Genomic DNA, 22295 nt, shown 5'->3' with positions numbered 1-22295 from the left:
CTCTATGCCAACTGGCCGGTGGGGCTGGCGCCGGGGATCGGGTTGACGGCGTTCTTCGCCTACACCGTGGTGGGGGATATGGGCTACAGCTGGCAGGTGGCACTGGGGGCGGTGTTTATTGCCGGTGTGCTGTTTGTGCTGATGAGTGTGTCACGGGTGCGGGAGTGGATCATGAACAGCATTCCCCTGTGCCTGCGCTACTCCATGGGCGCCGGGGTCGGTCTGTTTCTCGGGCTGATCGGGCTCAAGTCCGCGGGTATCGTGGTGCCGAGTGATGCCACCATGCTGACCATCGGCTCGTTCCGCGAGCCGCAGGCGCTGCTGGGGGCGCTGTGCTTTCTGTTGATCGGGATACTGAGTTTCTGGCGGGTATTCGGCGCCATCCTGATCAGCATCCTGCTGGTGACGCTGATCGGCTGGGGGCTGGGGCTGGTGGAGTACCGCGGGCTGGTATCGGCGCCGCCGAGCCTGGCGCCGACGTGGCTGGCGATGGATATCCGCGGCGCCCTGGACCTGAGCATGGTCAGTGTGATCCTGGCGTTTCTGTTCATCAATATATTCGATACCGCGGGCACCCTGATGGGCGTCGCACTCCGCGCCGGGCTGATCGAGTCCAACAATGAAATCCAGAACCTGCCGCGGGCACTGAAGGCCGACAGCACCTCCAGCGTGCTGGGTGCCTTTGTCGGCTGCCCGCCGGTCACCAGTTTTGTGGAGAGTGCTTCCGGGGTGGCTGCCGGCGGGCGCACCGGGCTCACGGCGGTGACCGTGGGGGTGCTGTTTATCCTGTGTGTATTCTTCGCCCCGCTGGCGGGCATGATCCCGGCCTACGCCACCGCCGGCGCGCTGATCTATGTGGCGATGCTGATGATGGGCGGGGTGGCGCACATCGATTGGGGCGACCTGACGGATGCGATTCCCGCGGTGATCACCATGATCATGATGCCGCTCACCTTTTCCATCGCCAATGGCATCGCCCTCGGGTTTATCACCTATACCGTGCTGAAACTGTGCACCGGCCAGCACCGGCAGATCTCGCTCAGCCTGTATGTGCTCAGCGCCATTTTTCTCGCCCGCTTCGCGTTTCTGTGAGGGCGCGCCGCGGGCGTGACACCGGGGTAAATAGCGGTCGCTGTGCAAACGGCAAGGCAACAGGTGCCGAAATGGGAACCGATCTTGCAATATTCCGGTATCGGGCAAGCAAAGCAGGGAGATGATCACGTGAAACAACTGCCGCCAATCCATACCGACACGGATTCCCGGGAAATATCCCAGTGGTTGCAGGCACTGGCGGATATCGCCGTGGAGGCGGTACACCCGGACAACCTGATATCTCAAGCGCTGCCCGAGCCGGGGCGGCGCACTTTGGTGGTCGGCGCGGGCAAGGCCAGTGCGGCGATGGCGGCCGCGCTGGAATCCGCCTGGTGCCATCACTATCCGGGCCGCGCCCTCGGCGGGGTAGTGGTTACCCGCTACGGCCACGGCGCCCACTGCATCAATATCGAGGTGCTGGAGGCATCGCACCCGATGCCGGACCGCCTGGGGGAAGAGGCCGCCGCGCGCATGCTGCGGGAAGTGAGTGACCTCAGCGAGGACGACCTGGTGATCGCGCTGATTTCCGGCGGCGGATCCGCGCTGATGTCGCTGCCGGCCCCAGGGCTGAGCCTCGCGCAGAAGCAGGGCATCAACAAGGCGCTGCTGCGCAGTGGTGCACCGATCCGCGATATCAACACCGTGCGCCGGCATCTGTCGGCGATCAAGGGCGGTCGCCTGGCGGCGGCTGCACACCCGGCGCGAGTGGTCACTTACCTGATCTCCGACGTGCCGGGGGACGATCCCACCCTGATAGCCTCCGGCCCCACACTGCCGGACGAATCCACTCCGGCGGATGCCCTGGCGATCCTGCGCCACTACAACATCGAGATCGACGACCAGGTACTGATGCACCTGCAGGGCACCACCGATGTGCCGGACCCGAAAGATGCCGCCTTCGCGCGGGACAGTGCCGACGTACTGGCCAAGGCCGCCGATGCCCTGGAGGCGGCGCGCGAGGCTGCCCTCGCCGCCGGAATCGAGGTGCGGGTGCTGGGGGACAACCTGGAGGGGGAGGCGCGCGAACTCGGTGCCGCCCACGCGCAACTGGCGCTGACCTCGCAGCGGGCCACCCGCGAACCGCTGCTGATCCTGTCCGGCGGAGAAACCAGTGTCACCGTCACCGGCAACGGTCGCGGCGGGCGCAATGTGGAGTACCTGCTGGGGCTGTTCTCCGCACTCGAGGGCGCGCCCGGGATTTACGGGCTGGCGATCGATACCGACGGCATCGACGGCTCGGAAGACAATGCCGGTGCCTTCTTTGCCCCCGCTGACTGGAAGAAGATGCAGGCGCAGGGTCTCGACCCCGCCGGGTACCTTGCGAATAATGATGCCTATAGTTTCTTTGCGGAGCTGGGAAACCTGATCGTCACCGGCCCCACCAGAACCAACGTCAACGACTTCCGCGCCATCCTGGTGATGCCAACAGAGTGAGCGCTTGGGGGGCGTTGATTCGCCGCAATTAATCGGAGGCTCAAGCCGAAAATTCCATGAATCAGACCCCCGCCAGCGAACGCACCGCCAAGCCCATCCGCCGCACCAAGATCGTCGCCACCCTCGGCCCCGCCAGCGACAAGCCCGGGGTGCTGGAAAAAATGCTGCAGGCGGGGGTGGACGTGGTGCGGCTGAACTTTTCCCACGGCACCGCCGACGACCACCGCCGGCGCCTGCAGCAGGTGCGGGAAATCGCCGACCACCTGGGGCGAACCGTGGCCGCGCTGGGAGACCTGCAGGGGCCCAAGATCCGCATTGCCCGCTTCAAGGACGGCGCGGTAACCCTGGCAGAAGGGCAGGCGTTTGTGCTGGATATGCAGCTCGACAGCGGCGCCGGCTGCGACGAGCGGGTGGGCTGTGATTACAAGGCGCTGACCCGCGATGTGGCCGCCGGCGACACCCTGCTGCTGGACGATGGCCGCGTGGTGCTGCAGGTGGAATCCGTCAGCGACAGCGCAGTGCATACCCGCGTCACCGTTGGCGGCAAACTCTCCAATAACAAGGGCATCAACAAACAGGGCGGCGGCCTCTCCGCAGCGGCGCTGACCGACAAGGACAAGCAGGACCTGAAAACCGCGATCGAGATCGGCGTGGACTACCTCGCCGTCTCCTTCCCCCGCGGCGCCGACGATATGCGCGAAGCGCGCGCGCTGCTGGGGGAAGCGGGCAGGGACATCGGCCTGGTGGCCAAGGTGGAGCGCGCCGAGGCGGTGGCGGACAGCGAAGTGCTGGACGATATCATCCGCGCCTCGGAAGCGGTGATGGTGGCCCGCGGCGACCTCGGGGTGGAAATCGGCGATGCCGCCCTGATCGGCGTGCAGAAACGCATGATCAAGCGCGCGCGCCAGCTCAACCGCGCGGTGATCACTGCCACCCAGATGCTGGAAACCATGATCACCGCCCCGCTGCCCACCCGCGCCGAGGTGTTCGACGTGGCCAACGCGGTGCTGGACGGCACCGATGCGGTGATGCTGTCGGCGGAAACCGCCGCCGGTAACTATCCGGTCGAGGCGGTGGAGGCCATGCACCGGCTGTGTCTCGGCGCCGAGCGCGAGAAATCCGCGCAGGAATCCGGCCACCGCATGCACGAGGGCTTCAGCCGCATCGACGAAACCATCTCCCTGTCCGCCATGTACGCCGCCAACCACCTGGCCGGCGTGACTGCCATCGCCTGTATGACCCAGACCGGCTACACCCCGCTGATCGCCTCCCGCATCCGCTCCGGCCTGCCCATTGTCGGCCTGGCCCACGACCCGGTGGCCCAGCGGCGCATGGCCCTGTACCGCGGCGTGCTGTCGATCCTGTTCCAGCCCGGCAGCGACGAGGACGACCGGGCGCTGAACACCCGCGCCCTGGGCATCCTCAAGGAGCACGGCATCGCCCGCCCGGGAGACCTGGCGATCCTGATCCGCGGCGACCTGATGCAGTCCCATGGCGGAACAAATACCCTGAAAATCCTGCAAGTGGAGGACTGAATCCCACGTCCACCGGAACCGGCATATACTGTCCGGGAGCTGCAGAACTGGCGTTATTTCTGCAGGCGTTATAAATTGAAAGCGGTTTTGATTGAAACCGAACACTAATACACCGAGCCACCTGTTCTAAGTCCCGGGACTCTTTCCTGAAGAACGCGAGATAAGAGCATTTGGCCGCGGGCAGCACTGCTAGCCCGCCAGGGTCGCGAGGGAAACCGAACGGCCTCCCGCATTTGGAAAGGTGATGAGACAACAAGAAATACTGCAAGACGGTCACGGCCGTCGCTTTTACTATTTGCGCCTGTCGGTGACGGACGTGTGCAACTTCCGTTGCGACTACTGCCTCCCCGACGGCTACACCCAGGACAAAAGTGCCGGCCAGCGGCCCCCGGACCTCAGTGTCGCCGAGGCCCGCACCGTCATGCACGCCTTTGCCAGACTGGGCACCCGCAAAGTGCGCCTGAGCGGCGGCGAACCCTCCCTGCGCAAAGACCTGCCCGAACTGATCCAGGCCGCCAGCAGCACCCCGGGCATCCAGCGGGTCGCCGTCACCAGCAACGGCTACAAACTGCCCGGGGTCATCGACACCTGGCAGCAGAACGGGCTCGACCAGCTCAACATCAGCATCGACAGCCTCGACCCCGCAGAATTCGCCCGCATCACCGGCCACCACAGCCTGCCCAAAATTCTCACCGGCATCGACCGCGCACTGGCACTGGGCGTGCAGACCAAGGTCAACGCCGTACTGCTCAGCGACGGCGCCCAGGCCCGCCTGCAACAGTTCCTCCACTGGCTCAAAACCACCCCCGTCACCCTGCGCTTTATCGAACTGATGCAGACCGGCGACAACCGCGAATACTTCGCCAGCAACCACCTGCGCGGCGCCGCAATTGAGCGGCAGCTGATCGAAACCGGCTGGCAACTCCTGCCAAGACCCATCGACGCCGGCCCCGCCCGGGAATACGTCCACCCGGACTACGCCGGCCGCATCGGCCTGATCACCCCCTACAGCAATGACTTCTGCACCAGCTGCAACCGCCTGCGGGTCTCCGCCCAGGGCAAATTGCACCTGTGCCTGTTCTCCGACACCGGGCTCGACCTGCGCCAGACCATCCGCACCGGCGACGCAGACCTGCTGGCAGAAAAAGTAAGAGACCTGATCGGCAACAAAGAAGTCAGCCACTACCTGCAACAGGGGAATACGGGCGGCACCCAGAACCTCTCGATTATCGGTGGGTAATCCACAACGCTTACGAAGCACAAAAACCGGAATTGAAGGCCGGGCACCGGGGGCGGGTTTTCAGGATCGTCGGCAACAGGGATGTTGCCGCCGAAGCGCCCATGGATGGGTTCACAGCGGTCCTGAAAACCCGCCCCCGGTGCCCGGCCGCCACAGAACCAAGAACAGAGCACCAAAAGGCTACGGAGTAAAAATCCAATGGCACACGAGCCAATAGATATAAACCAGAAACTCAACATCGCCGTACTGACCGTCTCCGACACCAGAACCGAAGAAAACGACACCTCCGGCCAGTACCTGGTAGAAGCCCTGCAAGCAGATGGTCACAACCTCGCCGACAAAGCCATCGTCATCGACGACAAATACCTCCTGCGCGCCAAAGTTTCCGCCTGGATCGCCGACCCCGAAATTCAGGTCATCATCTCCACCGGCGGCACCGGCTTCGCCGGGCGCGACTCCACCCCCGAAGCCCTCGCCCCCCTGTTCGACAAACACATCGACGGCTTCGGCGAAATGTTCCGCTCCATCAGCTACGAGGAAATCGGCTCCTCCACTATCCAGTCCCGCGCCCTCGCCGGCATCGCCAACCGCACACTGATCGCCTGCCTGCCCGGCTCCACCGGCGCCTGCCGCACCGGCTGGAGCAAACTGCTGCAGGAACAGCTCACCGCCAGCCACAAACCGTGCAACTTCGTGGGGTATTTGTCGAAATGACCCTCACACACCTGAACCAGCAGGGCGAAGCCAGCATGGTCGATGTCACCGACAAAGACATCACCGACCGCTCCGCCCGCGCCCAGTCCGCCGTCGCCATGTCCGCCGAGGCCTTCGCCCAGCTCAAGGCCGGCAACAACAAAAAGGGCGATGTGCTCGCCACCGCGCGCATTGCCGGCATCCAGGCCGCCAAGAAAACCGCCGACCTGATCCCCCTGTGTCACCCGCTGGCGCTCACCAAGGTGCAGGTGGATTTCACCCTCGATGAAGCCGGCAACACCGTGCACATCGCCAGCTTCTGCCGCCTCGCCGGCCGCACCGGAGTGGAAATGGAAGCGCTCACCGCCGCCAGCGTGGCCGCACTCACCATCTATGACATGTGCAAGGCGGTGGACCCGGCGATGGTGATCGGACCGACAAGACTGCAGGAAAAAACCGGAGGCAAGCGCGGCAACTGGAGTGCCGGGCACCATGGGGAAGGGCACCGGGAGCAAGGGCAATGATCAAGGTGCTGTTCTTTGCCGGCCTGCGCGAACGCCTCGCCTGCGACAGCCTGGAGCTGGCCGGTGAGGGGGTGGAAACCCTGGATGGCGTGCGCCACAAGCTCGGGCAGCAGAGCGCTGAGTGGGCCGCTGCACTGGCGGACGAGCGCCTGCAGATGGCGCTCAACCAGGAGCTGGCCTGTGCCGATGCCGCGGTCAAAGACGGCGACGAAGTGGCCTTCTTCCCGCCGGTGACCGGAGGTTAGCCATGGCCGCGGAAATTTCCGTTTCGGTACAGGTGCAGGGGTTTGACCCCGGAGCCGAATACACCGGGCTGCGCAGCGGCAATACCGCAGACGGCGCCACCGCCATGTTCGTGGGCAATGTGCGGGATTTTTCCCCGGCGGCTGCCGGCCAGCACAAAGAAGTGGGGGTGCTGGAGCTCGAGCACTACCCGGGCATGGCGGAATCGGCACTGACCCAGATCGCCGAGCGGGCGGCGGCGCGCTGGCCCCTGGGGCGGATCCGGATCATCCACCGCTACGGCAGGCTCGCCGCCGGTGACGAGATCGTGTTTGTGGGTACGACTTCCGCCCACCGCCAGGCATCACTGGATGCCTGCAGCTTTATCATGGACTTCCTGAAAAGCCGCGCACCGTTCTGGAAGCGCGAGCTGGACAGTGATGGAGGCAGTGGCGACTGGGTGGAAGCCCGCAGCAGTGATGAGGATGCGCTTAAAAAGTGGTAACCCTCGCCCGTTATCGCCTTCCCGGAAATTTCGAAAGTGAGTACTTGCTAGCGTTCCTCACGGCTGTTGCCGTACGGTTTACACTCTTCATGTGATATTCCTCTCGTACTTTGCCAAAACTGCGAGGCAGTTCGCACTGGCACCCCGCGCACAGGCCGTGAAACCTGTCACATTGTCGAGCTTTTATCGCTTGTTCATTGAATTTAAAGAAAAAATTAACCTCCAATTCTTTGCGTGAGATTTGAAGCGCCTCACATATCCCCCCGTCGCTATTGCCATACAATCGCACCGCTAAGCACTCACTGCGGGCCTCAGTGCAGTGTTTCTACTTCCTACTCACGGGGCGGGGCCTGAGGTATAAGGGATATGTGTAGATTTCTGATTTCGCTGACAACGGCGCTGCTGCTGTCACTGCCAGTTCTGGCCAATGCCCAGGACGTGAGCCGCGAGGAGATTCGCGGTCTCGACGAACAGATCCAGGACGTCAAGAAAGACGTGATTGATCTTACCTCCGAGCTGAACCGGCTCGAGGAAAAGCTCCTGTTCCCCTCCAACACCCAGGCCGCCATTTTTGTGTCGCTGTCCGGTGGCGAAGAGTTCAGCCTGGAGTCGGTGGAGGTCAAGCTCGACAACCAGGTCGTGGCCCACCACCTCTACACCTACCGCGAAATTGAAGCCCTGCAGCAGGGCGGGGTGCAGCGCATCCACACCGCCAACGTCCAGACCGGTGCCCACCCGCTGGTGGTCAGCTACTTCGGCAAGTCCAAGTCCGGCAAGGAATACCGCGGTACTGCGAGCTTCAGCGTGGAAAAGGCGGTAGGCCCCAAATTCGTTGAAATCCAGATCGCCGGAACCCAGTCAGCCATCAACTTCAAGGACTGGTAAGCATGTTGCCCCGCCTGGCCTGCGCAATTGCCGGCACCGCGCTGTGCAGTCTCGCCGTACTGTTCGGTGCGGCAGCGCCCGTGCACGCCAAAGAGTCCGCCGACCCCACCGCACTGCAGACCAGAGAGCTGAAAGACCTGTTCTTCGGCGAAGCCCTGTTCGACGCCTACCAGGATGAGTACTTCGATGCGATTGTCGGCCTCGATACCGAGCTGAAGCAGTACCGCCTGCTGGATGACCCGGAACTGGATCCGTTCAGCATCCACTTCGGCCAGGCGGAATTCGCCGTGGGCGACCTGGAACTTTCCTATCGCATGCACCAGGAGGCTGGCCGGGCCATCGAGGCCGTGCTCAAGGGCAATGTCTCCCAGCCGATCAAGAACGAAGCCGCCTACCGCCTCGCCCGCATCCACTACCACAAGCAGCAGTTCGCCAATGCGCTGCACGCACTGGAGATGATCGAGGGCCGGGTGCCGGAGCGCGTGCGCGCGCAAGAGCAGTTCCTGCGCGCGCGGGTATACATGCAGCTGGGACGCTTCGAGGAAGCCGTCGCCCTGTTGCGCGACCTGAAAGGGGAAAAATCCCTCGCCGGTTTTGTGGAATACAACCTGGGTATCGCCCTGCTGAAGGCCGGTGAAGCGGAAAAAGGGCTGCAGGAACTGGATGCCCTGGGGCGCGATGCCGGCAACAGCGAGGGCATGCAGGCGCTGCAGGACAAAACCAATCTGCTGCTCGGCTACCAGTTGATGGAAGCGAAAGAATTCGAGCGCGCCCGCACCTACTTTGACCGCGTGCAGCTCTCTGGCCCCTTTTCCAACCAGGCGCTACTGGGCGCCGGCTGGGTGGAGGCCAACGCCGGCCGCTTCGATCGCGCGCTGGTGCCCTGGCAGTTGCTGAAGCAGCGCCAGCCCACCAATCCCGCGGTGCACGAAGCCATGCTGGCGGTGCCCTACGCCTACGGCAAGCTGGATGTACACAGTACCGCGGCGGTGAATTACGGCCAGGCACTGGACCTGTTCGGTGAGCAGGTGGATGTGCTGACACACTCCATCACCAGTATTCGCGAAGGCAAATTGCTGGAAGCCCTGCGCCGCAAAGAGGCCACCCAGGTGAAGAACTGGGTGGTGGAATTGCGCAAGCTGCCGGGCGCGCCGGAAACCCACTACCTGCTGGACCTGATGGCGTCCAACGATTACCAGGAGTTTCTGCGCAACTACCAGGACCTGAACGACCTGTTCGAGCGCAACAAGTCGTGGCTGGAAAGCCTCGATGCGTTTGACGAAATCATCGCCCTGCGCCGCAGCTATTACGAACCGATTCTGCCGGGGCTGGATGTCCAGTTCCGCCAGGTCGACGCGCGGATCAAGATGCGCATGGAGCAGCGCCAGCGCCTGGCACGCCGTATCGACAACCTGCTGGTCAACCGCCGCCCGGAACTGCTGGCGAAAAGTGACGAGACCGAGGCGCGCCTGCGGCTGGAAAAAGTCCGCGCGCTGCTCGCATATAAACCGAGCCTCAACAGCGAAGAAACCGAAGCCCGCGTCGCGCGACTCGAGGGTATATTGAAATTCCAGCTGTCGCGAGAGTTCGACCAGCGCCTGACCGAAGCCTACAAGCACCTGCAGGAGCTGGATGCGGTGATCGCCACCCTGCAGGAAACCTACCACCGCTATGTGCGCAGTCGCCAGGCCGCCACCCACAGCTACGAAGGCTACGACGATCAGATCAGAAAGCTACGCGGCGGCCTCAATCGATCCCAGGACAGGATCGATATGCTGATGGCGCGCCAGGGGCGCATGCTGGAGCAGCTTGCCATCCACGAGCTGGATCAGCGCCGCGCACAGCTGGAGGATTACCAGATCAAGGCCCGCTTTGCCCTTGCGGACAGCTACGACCGCGCCAACGAGTTGCAGGAACAGCGCCAGGATGCGCAAAAGGTCGAGCAGTATCGCGAACAGGTTGAACAGTTGAAAGAGCGGGAGGCGAGCAAAGAGGCTCCCGCAGCCGACCATCCCGACGGCGAATTGCTGCCCACCGACAACCCGCCGGAACTCGGCGAGCCGGAACAGGGTGAAGAGATAAAGAGCGAAGAACCTGGAGATGAAACCGGAGAGGGAGCGGACGATGAATAAGAAACTGCTCTGTACCCGCTTCAGTTCCCTGGGCCTTGCCACGGTTGCTTCCACTGCGCTGTTGCTCAGTGCCTGCGCCAGCAACAGCGGCAAGACCATTGCCAGCCTGCAGAAAGTCGATATCGAAATTCAGGAAACCCGCATCGATGGGAGCCTGGAAAAGGCCCTCGCCAGTTACCAGAAATACCTGCAGGAAACCCCGGAAACAGCCCTGACCCCGGAAGCCATCCGCCGGATTGCCGACCTGAAAATCAAGCAGGCGCACCGCGCGGAAGAGGGGGGCTATTCCGCCTCCACGGAAACCCGCATTCTCTCCGCGGAAGAAGTGGCCAGCTCTGTGGAGCAGGCGCAGCTGCGCAAGGCAGGGACCCGGCAGGCAAACCTGGATGCGCCGGAAGCGGCCAGTATTGCAGCGGGCGCTTCGCAGCAGTCGGTGGAGCTGGACAGCGTTGCCCGCAGCAGCGGAGAGAGCGAGTCGGACTTTGAGGCCCGTGCTGCCGGCGCCGTGGAGATTGCCAGCGATACCTCCGCAGCCGCGGATCTTGCCGGTGTCGTGCCCGGGGACGATCCCGAGGCGCTGCTGGCCGCCAACGCCCGCGAAGCCATCACCCTGTACAAGAAATTGCTGGTGCAGTACCCGTTGTATGACCGCAACGACCAGGTGATGTACCAGCTTTCCCGCGCCTATGAAGAAATCGGGCAGATCGATGAGGCGGTCGCGGTGCTGCGTGAACTGGTGGCAAAGTTCCCCGGTTCCCGCCATGTGGATGAGGCCTATTTCCGCCTCGGTGAATACTATTTCACCCGCAAGAAATACCGGGATGCGGAAGAGTCCTACGGTCGTGTCATCGATATGGGCGTGGTCTCCAGCTTCTATGAAATTGCGCTGTACAAGCGCGGCTGGTCCCTCTTCAAGCAGGAACTGTACGAGATGGCACTGGACGACTATGTGCGCATGCTCGATTACAAGGTTTCCGAGGGCTATGACTTCGAGCAGAAGACCAACGAGACCGAGCGCAAACATATTGAAGACACCTTCCGTGTCATCAGCCTGAGCTTCTCCTATCTCGGTGGCGCCGAGTACATTGTGGATTACTTCAACCGCAAGGGTGCGCGGGACTACGAGTCGTACGTTTACAGCCACCTGGGCGAATACTTCCTCGACAAGCGCCGCTACCAGGATGCCGCCGAAGCCTATACCGCCTTCGTCGAGCGCAACCCGCTGCACAGGGTCGCGCCGGACTTTTCCATTCGCGTGATCGAGATCTACCAGAAGGGTGGTTTCCCGAAACTGGTGCTGGAATCCAAGAAAGATTTTGCCAACACCTACGGGCTGGAAGCGGAATACTGGACCGTTTTCGATATCCAGGAATACGCCACCGTGGTGGAGTTCCTGCAGACCAACCTGATCGACCTGGCCAGCCACTACCACGCGGCGTACCAGAACGTGAAGCCCAAGGACAAGGCCTTCCAGCAAAAGAGAAGCGAGAACTACGCGGAGGCCATTCACTGGTACCGTCGTTACCTCAAGTCCTTCGCCGACCAGCCCAAGGCGCCGGAGATCAACTATCAGCTCGCCGGCCTGATGCTAGAGAACCGCGACTTTATGAACGCGGCGCAGGAATACGAGCGCACCGCCTACCAGTATCCGCAACACAAGGATGCCAGCGAGGCGGGTTACGCGGCAGTATTTGCCTACCGCGAGCACTTGAAAAACAACCTGGTCAAGGGCAGCTCCGCGGAAAAGGCGGTTGTGCAGAAAGAAATCATTCGCTCCTCCCTGACCTTTGCCGAAACCTTCCCGGAGCACGGCAAGGCACCGCAAATCCTGCTGGGTGCGGTGGATGACCTGTACAGCCTGAAGAACTTTGCTGAGACGATCCAGAATGGTCGCCTGCTGCTGGAGAAATTCCCCGCGGCAGAGCAGGGTATTCGCCGTTCCGCGTGGATGCTGGTGGCCCACGCCTCCTTCGATACTGCTGCCTACGCCGATGCGGAAGCCGGTTACCGCGAAGCGTTGGCCCTGACCGCTGCGGACGCCAAGGACCGCGCAGACCTGATCGACAATCTGGCGGGCTCCATCTACCAGCAGGGTGATGTGGCGCGCAAACAGGAAAATCACCAGCTGGCCGCGGAACATTTCCTGCGTATCCGCAAAGCAGCGCCCGGCGCCACCATTCTCGCCACGGCGGAATACGATGCTGCGGCATCGCTGATCCAGCTGGAAGACTGGACTCGCGCTGCCGGAGTGCTGAAGGCGTTCCGCGCGAATCACCCCAAGCATGAGCTGCAGAGGGAAGTCACCAAGAAACTGGCGGTGGTTTACCAGGAGAGTGGCCAGCTGCTGCTGGCAGGTGCCGAGTTCGAACGCATCGAACAGGAATCCGAAGACGAGGATGTACGCCGCGAAGCGCTGACCCAGGCCGCAGACCTGTACGCTGCGGCCAGGGCCAACGACAAGGCGCTGGCGGTGCTGAACCGCTACGTGAAGCTGTTCCCGAGCCCGATGGAGCCGGCACTGGAGACCCGGCAGAAGATTGCCGAAATCCACAACAACAGCGGCAATCGCCAGGCCTATTTCAAAGCGCTCGAGGACATGGTGCGCATCGAGGTACGCGGCGGCAACGAGCGCAACGACCGCACCCGCTACCTGGCCGGCAACGCGGCACTGGTACTGGCAGAGCCGCATTTTGACGCCTTCCGCGAGATCGCGCTGGTGGCGCCACTGGAGCGCAACCTGAACAACAAGCGCACGCGCATGAAAGCGGCCATCACTGCCTACTCCGACCTGATCGACTATAAGGTGGCGGACGTGACTGCCGCGGCCACTTACCACCTGGGCGAAATTTACCTGCACTTCAGCCAGGCCCTGAAAGATTCCGAGCGCCCCACCAATCTGAGTGCGCTGGAGCTGGAAGAGTACGAACTGGCGCTGGAAGAGCAGATTTATCCGTTCGAGGAAAAGGCCATCTCGGTCCACGAGAAAAACATCGACCTGATGGCCGCCGGCATCTACAACCGCTGGGTGGAAAAGAGTATCGGCCAGCTCGCCGGACTGGTGCCGGCCCGCTATGCGCGGGAAGAGGATGCGGGCAATATCATCACCAGCATAGTTCCGCTGCCGGAAGTGGAAACAGAAGCGGAAGCGGAACTGGAAAGTAATGCTGCCGGTGAACCTGTAGTAGAGGCGGACACGGCGGCTGCGGTAGCGGAGGAACAGGGATGAACCATCAATCCAGATTCGTTCAGGCGGTACTGATCGCCGCGGCGCTACTGCTCAGTGCCTGTGCCTCCGGCCCGCAGACTTCCCGGCACCCGGTGGACCCAAGCGCGGTCAAGGTGTCCGGCAGCGTGACCCGCGACTTCAACCGCGCGGTCGAACACATGCAGGGTGAGCAGTACCCGGAAGCTATTGAGCTGCTGTTGGACGTCACCGCGCGGGAGCAGCGCCTGCCGGCGCCCTACGTCAATCTCGGTATTGCCTACTACCGCACCGGCGATGAAAAGCATGCGGAAGAGGCATACCTGGAAGCGTTGCGGGCTGCCCCGCTGGACCCGGTGGCCAGCAGTGAACTCGGTGTGCTCTATCGCCGCCAGGGGCGATTCGACGAGGCCCGCGCAACCTACACCGACGCGCTAAGGCTTCACCCGGATAATCTGCCATTGATCAAGAATCTCGGAATTCTCTGCGACCTCTATCTCCAGGATGTGAATTGTGCACTCGCACAATTCCAGCAGTACCTGAAATATGAACCGGAAGACTCAACGGTCTCTGTGTGGGTGGCGGACCTGAAACGGCGGGCGAACTGATGAAGCAGAAAAAACAGCTTTTGCACTCTTTTGTTGCCTTTGTGCTGGTTGTCGCTGCGCCGTGGAGCGTCGCGGCAGAAGACGAAAATGACGCAAGTCAGAAGAAGGTCGACAACGAGGTTAAACAGCTTTCCGGTATTTCCATTATCGGTAACAAGGAAGCGCCAAAATCGCTTTACATCGTGCCGTGGAAAAGTTCCGAAGTGGGGGTGGAGAGTGGCCTGAATTCCAGCTTGCTGGATCCCACGCTGCAACCACTGGATAAAGAAGTGTTTATGCGCGAGCTGGAGTTCTACCAGCTGAGCCAGTCGCAAGACTGAAACCTGACCAAGTACTTAAACTTTAACTCCGACCGACAAGGTCAATACAGGGAAAGCGGAAGCAGCCGCGGAACCGAAAAGAAAACCAAGAGGGCTAATGATGGATTTCTTTAACAGCGTAATCGCGTTTTTTCAGACTGGTGGTGCGTTCATGTACCCCATTCTGGTGGTATTCGCGCTGGGCGCCGCGGTAGCAATTGAACGCTACATTCGCCTGGTGTACGAGCGGCACACCAACCGCGCCACCTGGGAAAAGCTCCAGCCGGTGCTGAATGCCGGTGATTTTGACCGCGCCCGCAACCTGGTCAAAGACGACGATACCGGTGTCGGCCGGCTCCTTTCCATGGGCCTGGCTCGCCAGGGTGCCGTGCGCCGTCGCGAAGATATCGAAATCGCGATGGAAGAAAGCATCATGGAGACCATCCCGCAGCTGGAAAAGCGCACGCCGTACGTGGCGCTGGGTTCCAACATCGCCACGCTGCTGGGTCTGCTCGGTACCATTATGGGTCTGATCGAAGCGTTTACCGCGGTGGCCAACGCCAACCCGGCGGAGAAAGCCGACCTGCTGTCCGCCAGTATCTCCGTGGCCATGAACACCACCGCATTCGGCCTGATGGTGGGTATCGCGCTGCTGGTTGTGCACGCACTCCTCAACTCGCTGACCGGTCAGATCGTCGACAGCCTGGAAATGGTTTCCGTCAAGGCGCTGAACATCATGTCTTCCAGCACCCGCCGCCGCAGTGACGCAGCGGAAGAGGACAAGGCCAAGAAGCCGGTAAACCGCGATGTGCAGCAGACCCAGCAGGCCAGGGCCGCTGCCAAACCCGCTGCCGCAACTGCAAAGCCCGCTGAGAAAACCAACCCGGAAACTGCGTAATGAGAAGCCGGCGTCACAGCAGGGCCAAAGAAGCCCCGGAACTGGACATCACCGCATTCCTCAACCTGATGGTTGTGCTGGTGCCCTTCCTGCTGGTTTCCGCAGTGTTTTCCCGGGTGACCATCCTCGAGCTGAATATGCCCACCGGTGCCGGTGGCGGCGCTCCGGATGATCCCTCGGTTACCGTCGAAGTGGTGGTGCGCAAAGATGTGCTCGAAATCAGCGACGGCGAGAAGGTCATCGCACGCTTCCCCAACCTGAACCAGGGCGAGGAGGCCGCAGAGGCGGATGCCGCGGCCGTGGAAACGGCACCAGAGGATACCGCTGCGAACGCGGAGGATGGCCTGCCGCAGGTCCTGCCAACAGAAGAAGTGTACGACCTGGCCAAGTTGCGTGAATTCCTGCTGCGGATCAAGGAGTCCTATCCGGAGAAAACGGATTCGATTCTGTTGATGGAGCAGGACGTGGCCTACGAGCACCTCGTCGGTGTGATGGATGCGGTGCGCGGTACCGAAGTCATGCCCGAGACTGAGCCGGGCGCGCAGGTGGATTCAGAAGTTACCCCGGAAAGAGTCGAGCTCTTTCCCGATATTTCCCTGGGGGATGCGCCGTGAAACGTGAAAGCAGACGCATGAAGCGCATGGCGCGCAGCCGCAAGCGCAAGACACCGGGTATGAACCTGACTTCATTGATGGATGTATTCACCATCCTGGTGTTCTTCCTGCTGACCAACAGCGCCAGCAATGAGGCGATTGAAGCGCCCAAAGTCATCACCCTGCCGGACTCGGTGGTGGAATCCAAACCGCGGGAAACCGTTACCCTCATGGTGACCCACGACGAGGTTCTGATCGAAGCCAAGCCGGTGATGAAAACCGAAGACCTGTACCAGAGTGAAGAATTGGTGATCGAGGCCATCCAGCAGGCCCTGATCGAGGAGGTCGGCAAGGCGATGACCATGGCTGACACCGAACTGGAAGAGGCCAAGGCTGCACTGGCAGAGCGCGCTGCAGCGGGTGAGGATGTGAGTGCCGAGGCTGCGGAACTGCTGGCGGAGCCGCCGGAGGTGAATATCCTGGCGGACCGCACCGTGCCCTTCAATGTCCTGAAAAAAGTCATGTCCAGCTGCACCAATGCCGGATACACGCGAATTTCCCTGGCGGTTATTCAGAAAGCATCTCAGAGTTAGTGAAAGTTTGTGAGTAATTTTCATCAGCAAAAGCAGGCTCTCAGCACACAGCAAGATGCTGTGCGCCGCCGCCTCAGTGCGCTCGAATCCGAACGTGCTGTCGTAGACGGCAAGCTGGACGATCTGCGCAGGGACGAAGCCAAGCACCAGTTGCTGGACGAGATCTCCGAGCGCCTGGACAAGCTTGAGGCCTCTGGTGCCGGCGACCTGTTCTGGGCCGAGCACTACAAGGAAGATGCGTCCAAGGCGCTGATTCACCGGCTGCAGAAAACCGTCAGTATCTATCACGCCAACCTCGATCTGTTGAACGAGCGCCGCCAGAAGGTGCAGGACAAGATCGAAGACTGCCACGATGAGCTGTTCGATCTGGATGCGGAGTTCCGCGAGATCCGCCAGCAGGAAGAGGATGTCCACTACGAGTTCGAAGTGACTCGCGAGCTGGATCAGTCTGCCTTCCGCAGCGCCATCATGCCGTGGAATACGAACGGTCGCGACGAGCGTCGCTTCCGCGTCAGTTTGCTGGCGTGTTTGCTGGTGGCTTTCTTCCTCGGCTTTGGCATCCACGTATGGCAACTGCCGGAACCGGATGAAGACGAGGTGGTGGAAGTTCCCGAGCGCCTGGCCAAACTGGTACTGGAGAAGAAAAAGCCCAAGCCCAAGCCGGAACCGGTGAAAAAGCCGGAAGAGAAGAAGAAAGAGCCCGAGAAGCCCAAGCAGCAGGTAGCCAAGGAAGAGCCCAAGCCCTCCAATGTTGAGAAAAAACAGGCGCGCAAGAAAGTCGAGCGTGCCGGGGTACTGGCCTTCAAGGACAACTTCCAGGACCTTATCCAGGACGACCTCGACAACCGCCTTGGCGAGCAGACCCAGCTGAGTACCGCGGGTAAGAAGGAGAACCGCAGTCAGCGCTCACTGATCACCGCGGCGGCGAAGTCCGGGTCCGACGGTATCAATACCGCAGCCCTGAGCCGCAACTCCGGTGGCGTGGGTGGGGCGCTTGAAGGGGTCAGCTTCTCCCGCGTGAGCAGCGGCATCGGTACCGAGGGCGACTTTGCCGGCGAAGAGCGGCCGCTCAGTGACGGCATGGGCCCGTCGCGCACCGACGAAGAAATCCAGATTGTGTTCGACCGCTACAAGTCGGCGCTGTACCGGATCTACAACCGCGAGCTGCGCAACAACCCGGCACTGCAGGGCAAGATGGTGCTGAAGATCACCATCGAACCCGACGGCTCCGTGTCCCTGGCGCAGGTCGAAAGCAGCGATATGGACTCGCCGACCCTGGACAGCAAGATTGTCGCGCGAGTGAAGCGCTTCAACTTCGGTCCCAAGGAAGGTGTGCCCACGATCACAATCCTGTATCCGATCGACTTCCTGCCCGCTGCGTAACCGCGGGTCAAAAAACAACCACTCGGGCTCTGGCCCGGGTGGTTGTTTCCATTCTTAAGAAACTACCTGAGCTTTGCCTGAGAACCGCTTGGCAAACCTCAAAAAAGTTCCCCGCCTCGCGCAGTTATTTTGAATTGCTTCACGGTCAATTTTTCGGCATGTCGTTAAAGTCACGCCACCGGGTGCTGTGTGCCCGGTGAAAACACCCGAAGCCACCCTGTGGCGGCGGCTCGAAACCAGATTGGCGGCTGATAAGTGACGACGATGTCAGATGTGAATGGACTGAAATCTCAGAAAAGCGGGTTTGTTGGCCTGGCCTGCAGCGTTGGCGCTTTGCTGCGGGTGGCATGCAGCCGGCTATTGCTTGGTGCAATGCTCGCTCTGCCATTCAGCCAGGTGGCGCTCGCGGCCAACTTCGCCACGTCAGACTTCGAGTTTGGTCCCTCTTCGCCAACCGACCCGGGGAGCCCGCAGGAATGTGTGATTGACGGCCCGGGTTATCTCGCCAATGACGGCCGCGCATTCGATGGGTCCGAGCAGCTCTCCATCGACCGCTCCTGTACGGTCAAGAACTTCAGTTGTGATAACCCGCTGAGTTCCACGCTGAACTTTGCCAGTGTCACCGACGGCACCCTGATTATTTTTGACAACGTCTGTTACACCGGCAACTTTGCCTGTGCCAATGTGGAAGGCGGCAAGGCCTATATCTGGGCGGTCAACGGCTCGGACTTCAGCTCGGTAAAAGAGGGCTGTCAGGATCTGATCATCCCGGTCGAGAAAATCGACAAGAGCGCCACGGACCTGTCCGGTACTCCCATCTCTTCGGTAACTGTGGGTGTGCCCTTTATCTACACCTTGGATATTCCGGTGATGTACGACCCGGTGTCCGGCACCGTACTGCCGGGTGCGGGATCCCCCAACGACATCCAGGCCATCACCATCTGGGATGACCTGGGTGCACTCGGTGTGGACCTGCGGGTGATCGAGGTGCGCGCCCGCTACGGCAGTATCGACATGGTCGAAGGAACGGATTTCACCCGTACCTACGAGGGCGGCGGCAGTGACAACAATCCCGGGAAAATTGCCCTGGAGATCATCAATCCCGCAATTCTTTCCTCCGGGGAGCAGGTGCACTTCGAGTTTGAGGTGGTGCTGCGGGATACGCCCAACAACTACAACGGCAAGACCTTTATCAATGTCGCCGAGTGGGAATTCGGGCGCAAGATCGGCGATAAGTTCTACGATCCACTGCCCGGGGAAAACGGTGTTGCCGAGCTGCTGAGTATTTCCGCCCCGGATCTGGTGATGACCAAGTCCACCGGCGCCAGCGCGATCAATTTTGACGATCTGCCGGAATTCACCCTGAGCGTACAGAACGTGGGCGGTTCACCGGCCTGGGGAATTGAAATTGAGGACCAGCTGCCGGTTGGGATGCGGGAGTTCGATCCCACCACCGACGCGGCCACGCCGATAGCCGTGACCATCGGAGGCGTGGCGCTGACACAGGGTAGCGACTACGCCCTTGCTTATAATCCTGCCCAGGGTCTGCTCACCCTGGAACTGTCCGATGACGCCGGTGCGCCCGGCCTGGCCCCCAACCAGACGCTGCAGATTACCTATACCTCCCGGCTGGATCAGCCCGGCAGTACCAACGAGCCCGGGGACGGTGAAGCCCTGACCAATGTGGCCGCCGCCACCGGCTGGTTCAACGATACCAGCGATAATTCCAGCCGGGTCGGATTTACCGGCCAGCGCTCCGACGGCACCGTCGGCACCGACGACGAACAGGATGCGGCCACGGTAACCGCCGCCCTGACCGGTTACTACTTTGAAAAGACGGTCCGCAATATCACCAGCGGCCAGTCTCCCGCGACCGTCGCGGCGCCGGGGGATACGCTGGAATACACTCTGCGGTTGTTCAATCTCAGTGAAAACCTGTTCAATGTCAGTATCACCGACCAGCTGAACGGCCTGGATTTTGACCTGTCGTCGGTGAGCATTGATCAATCCACCTGTCCGGCGGGCGCAAGTTGTAGCGTAAATGGCTCGGGCCTGATTTCCGTCACCGGCGATCTCGATGTTCTGCCGAACACCGCACTGTCCTCGATCGAGTTGCGTTTCCAGGTAGATGTCCTGACCACTCTCGATACGGGGGATACGGCCAGCAACCAGGCGCAAATGGCCGCAGAAGATGCGAACTCTGGCGGTAGCGGATTCACCGCCAGCAGTGACGATCCCAATGTAAACGGTGTCTACAACCAGGCGGATCCGCCCGCGGCTATGCCGGATGCAACGGTGGTGGACATCATCGACGTGGGCCCCCTGCTGAAACAGAACCCCGCGGATACAACCGTCGCCATTGGTGAAGTGTTCGATTACACCATCACCGTGCCCCAGGAACCGGTGCCGACGCCGCTTTACGATGTGCAGGTGCTCGACAGCCTGCCGGCAAACCTGGCATTTATTGGTGCCAGTGCCAATATCTCCGGGACGGATTACCCCCTGACCAATACCGGCAGCGCCAGCAACCTGGTATTGCAGGACACCGTCACCGGCCTGGATATTCCCGCGGGGCAGCAGGCGGTGGTGACACTGCAGGTGCGCCTCAAAAACGACCTGATCAACCAGGATGACAGCCCTGGCTTCAGCAATGCCGCCAGCTATACCTTCAGCCGCACCCAGGGTGGCAGCCAGAATCCGGTGGGAGGCAATACCACCGGGGAGATGACCATTGTCGAACCGGATGTGGCGGCCACCAAGACGGTCACCAACATCACCCGCGGCGGCACAGCTGCGGCCCAGGGCGGCGATATTCTCGAGTACACCGTAACCCTGATCAACGGTGGCAGCTCTCCGGCCTTTGACGTCAACCTGGTGGACGTATTGCCCAGTGGCCTGGTGCTGGACCCGGGCTTTACCCCGACCCTGACTATCGATGGCAGCAGTGTCCCGGGTTTTATCGCCACCCCGTCGCAATCCGGCCGTGAACTCACCTGGGGCCGTGGCAATGCGGATTCCAACCTGGATATTCCCGCGAATGGTGGTGAACTCATTCTGACCTACCAGGTCCTGGTGAACAGTGTCGTTGTCAGCGAACTGGTCAACCTGGTACTGGCTGACTGGACTTCCCTCGATGGCGCCATCTCCGATGAGCGATCCGGTGCCGATGCGCCGGATGCTGCCGGGCTGAACAATTATTTTATCCAGGTCTCCAGTACGCCGCTGGTTACTGACGACACCAGCGGCTTTGCCAAGACGGTGCTGGCAGACAGCTGGGACGATACGACATTCAGTACTGCCGACGACCGCACCCTGCGGGTGGGCGATACCGTCGATTACCAGCTGACCATCGCGCTGCGCGAGGGCGTGACCGGGTCTGTGCAGGTTGTGGACAATCTGCCCGCAGGCCTGCAGCTGGTCAGCGCCAACCTGACCTATGGTGGCAATATCGCGGTGTCACCGGTCGCGGTACCTGCCGCCGGTGACAGTGGCACCCTGACCTGGGACCTTGGGGATATCACCAATACCCCGGATGCCAATAGCAGCAACGACACCCTGGTCATCGACTATGTTGCCGAAGTCGTTACCGATACCCTGACCCATACCGAAACCAGCAACCTGCCCAACAGTGCGCAGCTGAATTACTCCGGCGCTGCGGCGCCTATTCCCGCCACAGACGCGGTTGACGTGTTGCAACCCGTGCTGTCTGCGATGACCAAGGTGGGGACCGTTACCGACGGCACCAACCCGGTGACGGTCAATGGCGATGGCTCCCAGGCAAGCCCCTTTGAAGTGGATCTGGCCAGCCAGCAGATGCAGTTTGCGCTGGAAACCTGCAACGCCCCCGGCGCTGCGCCGGCGTACAACGTGGCGCTCAGCGATACCCTGGCGACCCAGCTGGACGAGGCCGAGCTGGCAACAGCGCCGGCGGTGTCCATCAATGGTGTGGCTCTTGCGGCATCCGATTTCGACTACACGGCGCCCGCGCGCGGCGGAGAATTCCGTATCGTGTTGCACGACGATGTACCGCTGCCGGCGGGACAGTGTTTGACGGTGGACTACACCATCGGCTTCCACACCGATGTGACCACCACCAGTGCCTGGAGCAACCAGGCTGTACTGGAAAATTACTGGTCCCTGCCGGCAACTTCCGGGCAGGAATACACCGAGGGCACCGCTACCCAGGTGTGGATGATCAATGCCAGCATCGCCCGGCCGCCGGTGAAAACCCTGCTGTCGCCGACCAGCGAGGCGGCCATTGGCGAACAGGTGACTTACCGCATTACCGTGCCCGCGGACAATATCGTGCGCAATAACCTGGTGATCACCGATACCCTGCCGACGGCACTGGTCTATGACAGTGCGGCGGTTACCGTAGCCGGTGTCGCGGTGACCCCGGTGGACAACAGCAGCGGGCAGAATATCAGTCTCACCCTGGCCAGCGTTGAGGCGGGGCA

The 22295-nt window shown here is 61.5% G+C and carries 18 protein-coding genes and 1 riboswitch; all 18 genes read left to right on the top strand.

Features of this window, described 5'->3' with window-relative positions:
• Positions 1 to 1092, top strand: a 1092-nt coding sequence (locus QZ511_RS11885) for an NCS2 family permease (protein ID WP_295802618.1), incomplete at its 5' end; no start/stop codon positions are given.
• 129 nt (positions 1093 to 1221) lie between these two features.
• Positions 1222 to 2526 (top strand): glycerate kinase, encoded by a 1305-nt coding sequence (locus QZ511_RS11880; RefSeq protein ID WP_295802616.1) that lies wholly within the window; start codon positions 1222 to 1224, stop codon positions 2524 to 2526.
• A 56-nt stretch (positions 2527 to 2582) separates the two neighbouring features.
• Positions 2583 to 4061: a pyruvate kinase gene (gene pyk, locus QZ511_RS11875; RefSeq protein ID WP_295802615.1), complete on the top strand. Its 1479-nt coding sequence runs from the start codon at positions 2583 to 2585 to the stop codon at positions 4059 to 4061.
• Between the two features lie 98 nt (positions 4062 to 4159).
• A riboswitch (molybdenum cofactor riboswitch) is annotated at positions 4160 to 4321 on the top strand.
• Positions 4306 to 5301 (top strand): GTP 3',8-cyclase MoaA, encoded by a 996-nt coding sequence (gene moaA, locus QZ511_RS11870; RefSeq protein ID WP_295802614.1) that lies wholly within the window; start codon positions 4306 to 4308, stop codon positions 5299 to 5301. Its footprint overlaps the riboswitch before it by 16 nt.
• A 198-nt stretch (positions 5302 to 5499) precedes the next feature.
• Entirely contained in the window at positions 5500 to 6015 is a 516-nt protein-coding gene (gene moaB / locus QZ511_RS11865; protein ID WP_295802612.1) for a molybdenum cofactor biosynthesis protein B, read from the top strand.
• Complete coding sequence (gene moaC / locus QZ511_RS11860) at positions 6012 to 6518, top strand: cyclic pyranopterin monophosphate synthase MoaC (protein ID WP_295802610.1); 507 nt, start codon at positions 6012 to 6014, stop codon at positions 6516 to 6518. The genes moaB and moaC overlap by 4 nt, the downstream gene beginning before the upstream one ends.
• Entirely contained in the window at positions 6515 to 6763 is a 249-nt protein-coding gene (gene moaD / locus QZ511_RS11855; protein ID WP_295802608.1) for a molybdopterin converting factor subunit 1, read from the top strand. The genes moaC and moaD overlap by 4 nt, the downstream gene beginning before the upstream one ends.
• Positions 6764 to 6765: 2 nt before the next feature.
• Positions 6766 to 7245, top strand: coding sequence for a molybdenum cofactor biosynthesis protein MoaE (locus QZ511_RS11850; RefSeq protein WP_295802606.1), 480 nt, complete (start codon positions 6766 to 6768; stop codon positions 7243 to 7245).
• A 366-nt stretch (positions 7246 to 7611) separates the two neighbouring features.
• Complete coding sequence (locus QZ511_RS11845; protein ID WP_295802605.1) at positions 7612 to 8130, top strand: hypothetical protein; 519 nt, start codon at positions 7612 to 7614, stop codon at positions 8128 to 8130.
• A gap of 2 nt (positions 8131 to 8132) precedes the next feature.
• Positions 8133 to 10262, top strand: coding sequence for a tetratricopeptide repeat protein (locus QZ511_RS11840; protein WP_295802603.1), 2130 nt, complete (start codon positions 8133 to 8135; stop codon positions 10260 to 10262).
• The gene (locus tag QZ511_RS11835) at positions 10255 to 13488 is read left to right on the top strand and encodes a tetratricopeptide repeat protein (RefSeq protein ID WP_295802601.1); all 3234 of its coding nucleotides are present in this window, start codon (positions 10255 to 10257) and stop codon (positions 13486 to 13488) included. The genes QZ511_RS11840 and QZ511_RS11835 overlap by 8 nt, the downstream gene beginning before the upstream one ends.
• Positions 13485 to 14072 (top strand): tetratricopeptide repeat protein, encoded by a 588-nt coding sequence (locus tag QZ511_RS11830; protein WP_295802599.1) that lies wholly within the window; start codon positions 13485 to 13487, stop codon positions 14070 to 14072. Before QZ511_RS11835 ends, QZ511_RS11830 begins: the two co-directional genes overlap by 4 nt.
• Positions 14072 to 14392, top strand: a complete 321-nt coding sequence (locus QZ511_RS11825; protein WP_295802597.1) for a hypothetical protein — start codon at positions 14072 to 14074, stop codon at positions 14390 to 14392. The genes QZ511_RS11830 and QZ511_RS11825 overlap by 1 nt, the downstream gene beginning before the upstream one ends.
• 100 nt (positions 14393 to 14492) lie before the next feature.
• A complete protein-coding gene (locus QZ511_RS11820) occupies positions 14493 to 15269 on the top strand; it encodes a MotA/TolQ/ExbB proton channel family protein (RefSeq protein ID WP_295802621.1) in 777 nt (258 codons plus the stop codon).
• Positions 15269 to 15883, top strand: coding sequence for a biopolymer transporter ExbD (locus tag QZ511_RS11815; protein WP_295802595.1), 615 nt, complete (start codon positions 15269 to 15271; stop codon positions 15881 to 15883). The genes QZ511_RS11820 and QZ511_RS11815 overlap by 1 nt, the downstream gene beginning before the upstream one ends.
• The gene (locus QZ511_RS11810; protein ID WP_295802593.1) at positions 15880 to 16455 is read left to right on the top strand and encodes a biopolymer transporter ExbD; all 576 of its coding nucleotides are present in this window, start codon (positions 15880 to 15882) and stop codon (positions 16453 to 16455) included. The genes QZ511_RS11815 and QZ511_RS11810 overlap by 4 nt, the downstream gene beginning before the upstream one ends.
• Before the next feature lie 9 nt (positions 16456 to 16464).
• Positions 16465 to 17838, top strand: a complete 1374-nt coding sequence (locus QZ511_RS11805; protein WP_295802591.1) for a TonB family protein — start codon at positions 16465 to 16467, stop codon at positions 17836 to 17838.
• Positions 17839 to 18102: 264 nt separating this feature from the next.
• Positions 18103 to 22295: isopeptide-forming domain-containing fimbrial protein (locus QZ511_RS11800; RefSeq protein ID WP_295802589.1), on the top strand; the 4193-nt coding region annotated here is incomplete at its 3' end.

It is taken from the genome of uncultured Microbulbifer sp., from assembly GCF_913055755.1.
Taxonomy (GTDB): Bacteria; Pseudomonadota; Gammaproteobacteria; order Pseudomonadales; family Cellvibrionaceae; genus Microbulbifer.
The sequence above is the reverse complement of the archived record's forward strand: the minus strand, read 5'-3'. Positions and strand labels throughout refer to the sequence as shown.

Coding starts and splice junctions, on each gene's coding strand:
- QZ511_RS11845 (WP_295802605.1), top strand. CDS start 7,612: ATGTGTAGATTTCTGATTTCGCTGACAACGGCGCTGCTGCTGTCACTG.
- moaA (WP_295802614.1), top strand. CDS start 4,306: ATGAGACAACAAGAAATACTGCAAGACGGTCACGGCCGTCGCTTTTAC.
- QZ511_RS11850 (WP_295802606.1), top strand. CDS start 6,766: ATGGCCGCGGAAATTTCCGTTTCGGTACAGGTGCAGGGGTTTGACCCC.
- moaB (WP_295802612.1), top strand. CDS start 5,500: ATGGCACACGAGCCAATAGATATAAACCAGAAACTCAACATCGCCGTA.
- QZ511_RS11815 (WP_295802595.1), top strand. CDS start 15,269: ATGAGAAGCCGGCGTCACAGCAGGGCCAAAGAAGCCCCGGAACTGGAC.
- QZ511_RS11825 (WP_295802597.1), top strand. CDS start 14,072: ATGAAGCAGAAAAAACAGCTTTTGCACTCTTTTGTTGCCTTTGTGCTG.
- moaD (WP_295802608.1), top strand. CDS start 6,515: ATGATCAAGGTGCTGTTCTTTGCCGGCCTGCGCGAACGCCTCGCCTGC.
- QZ511_RS11830 (WP_295802599.1), top strand. CDS start 13,485: ATGAACCATCAATCCAGATTCGTTCAGGCGGTACTGATCGCCGCGGCG.
- QZ511_RS11840 (WP_295802603.1), top strand. CDS start 8,133: ATGTTGCCCCGCCTGGCCTGCGCAATTGCCGGCACCGCGCTGTGCAGT.
- QZ511_RS11835 (WP_295802601.1), top strand. CDS start 10,255: ATGAATAAGAAACTGCTCTGTACCCGCTTCAGTTCCCTGGGCCTTGCC.
- QZ511_RS11820 (WP_295802621.1), top strand. CDS start 14,493: ATGGATTTCTTTAACAGCGTAATCGCGTTTTTTCAGACTGGTGGTGCG.
- moaC (WP_295802610.1), top strand. CDS start 6,012: ATGACCCTCACACACCTGAACCAGCAGGGCGAAGCCAGCATGGTCGAT.
- pyk (WP_295802615.1), top strand. CDS start 2,583: ATGAATCAGACCCCCGCCAGCGAACGCACCGCCAAGCCCATCCGCCGC.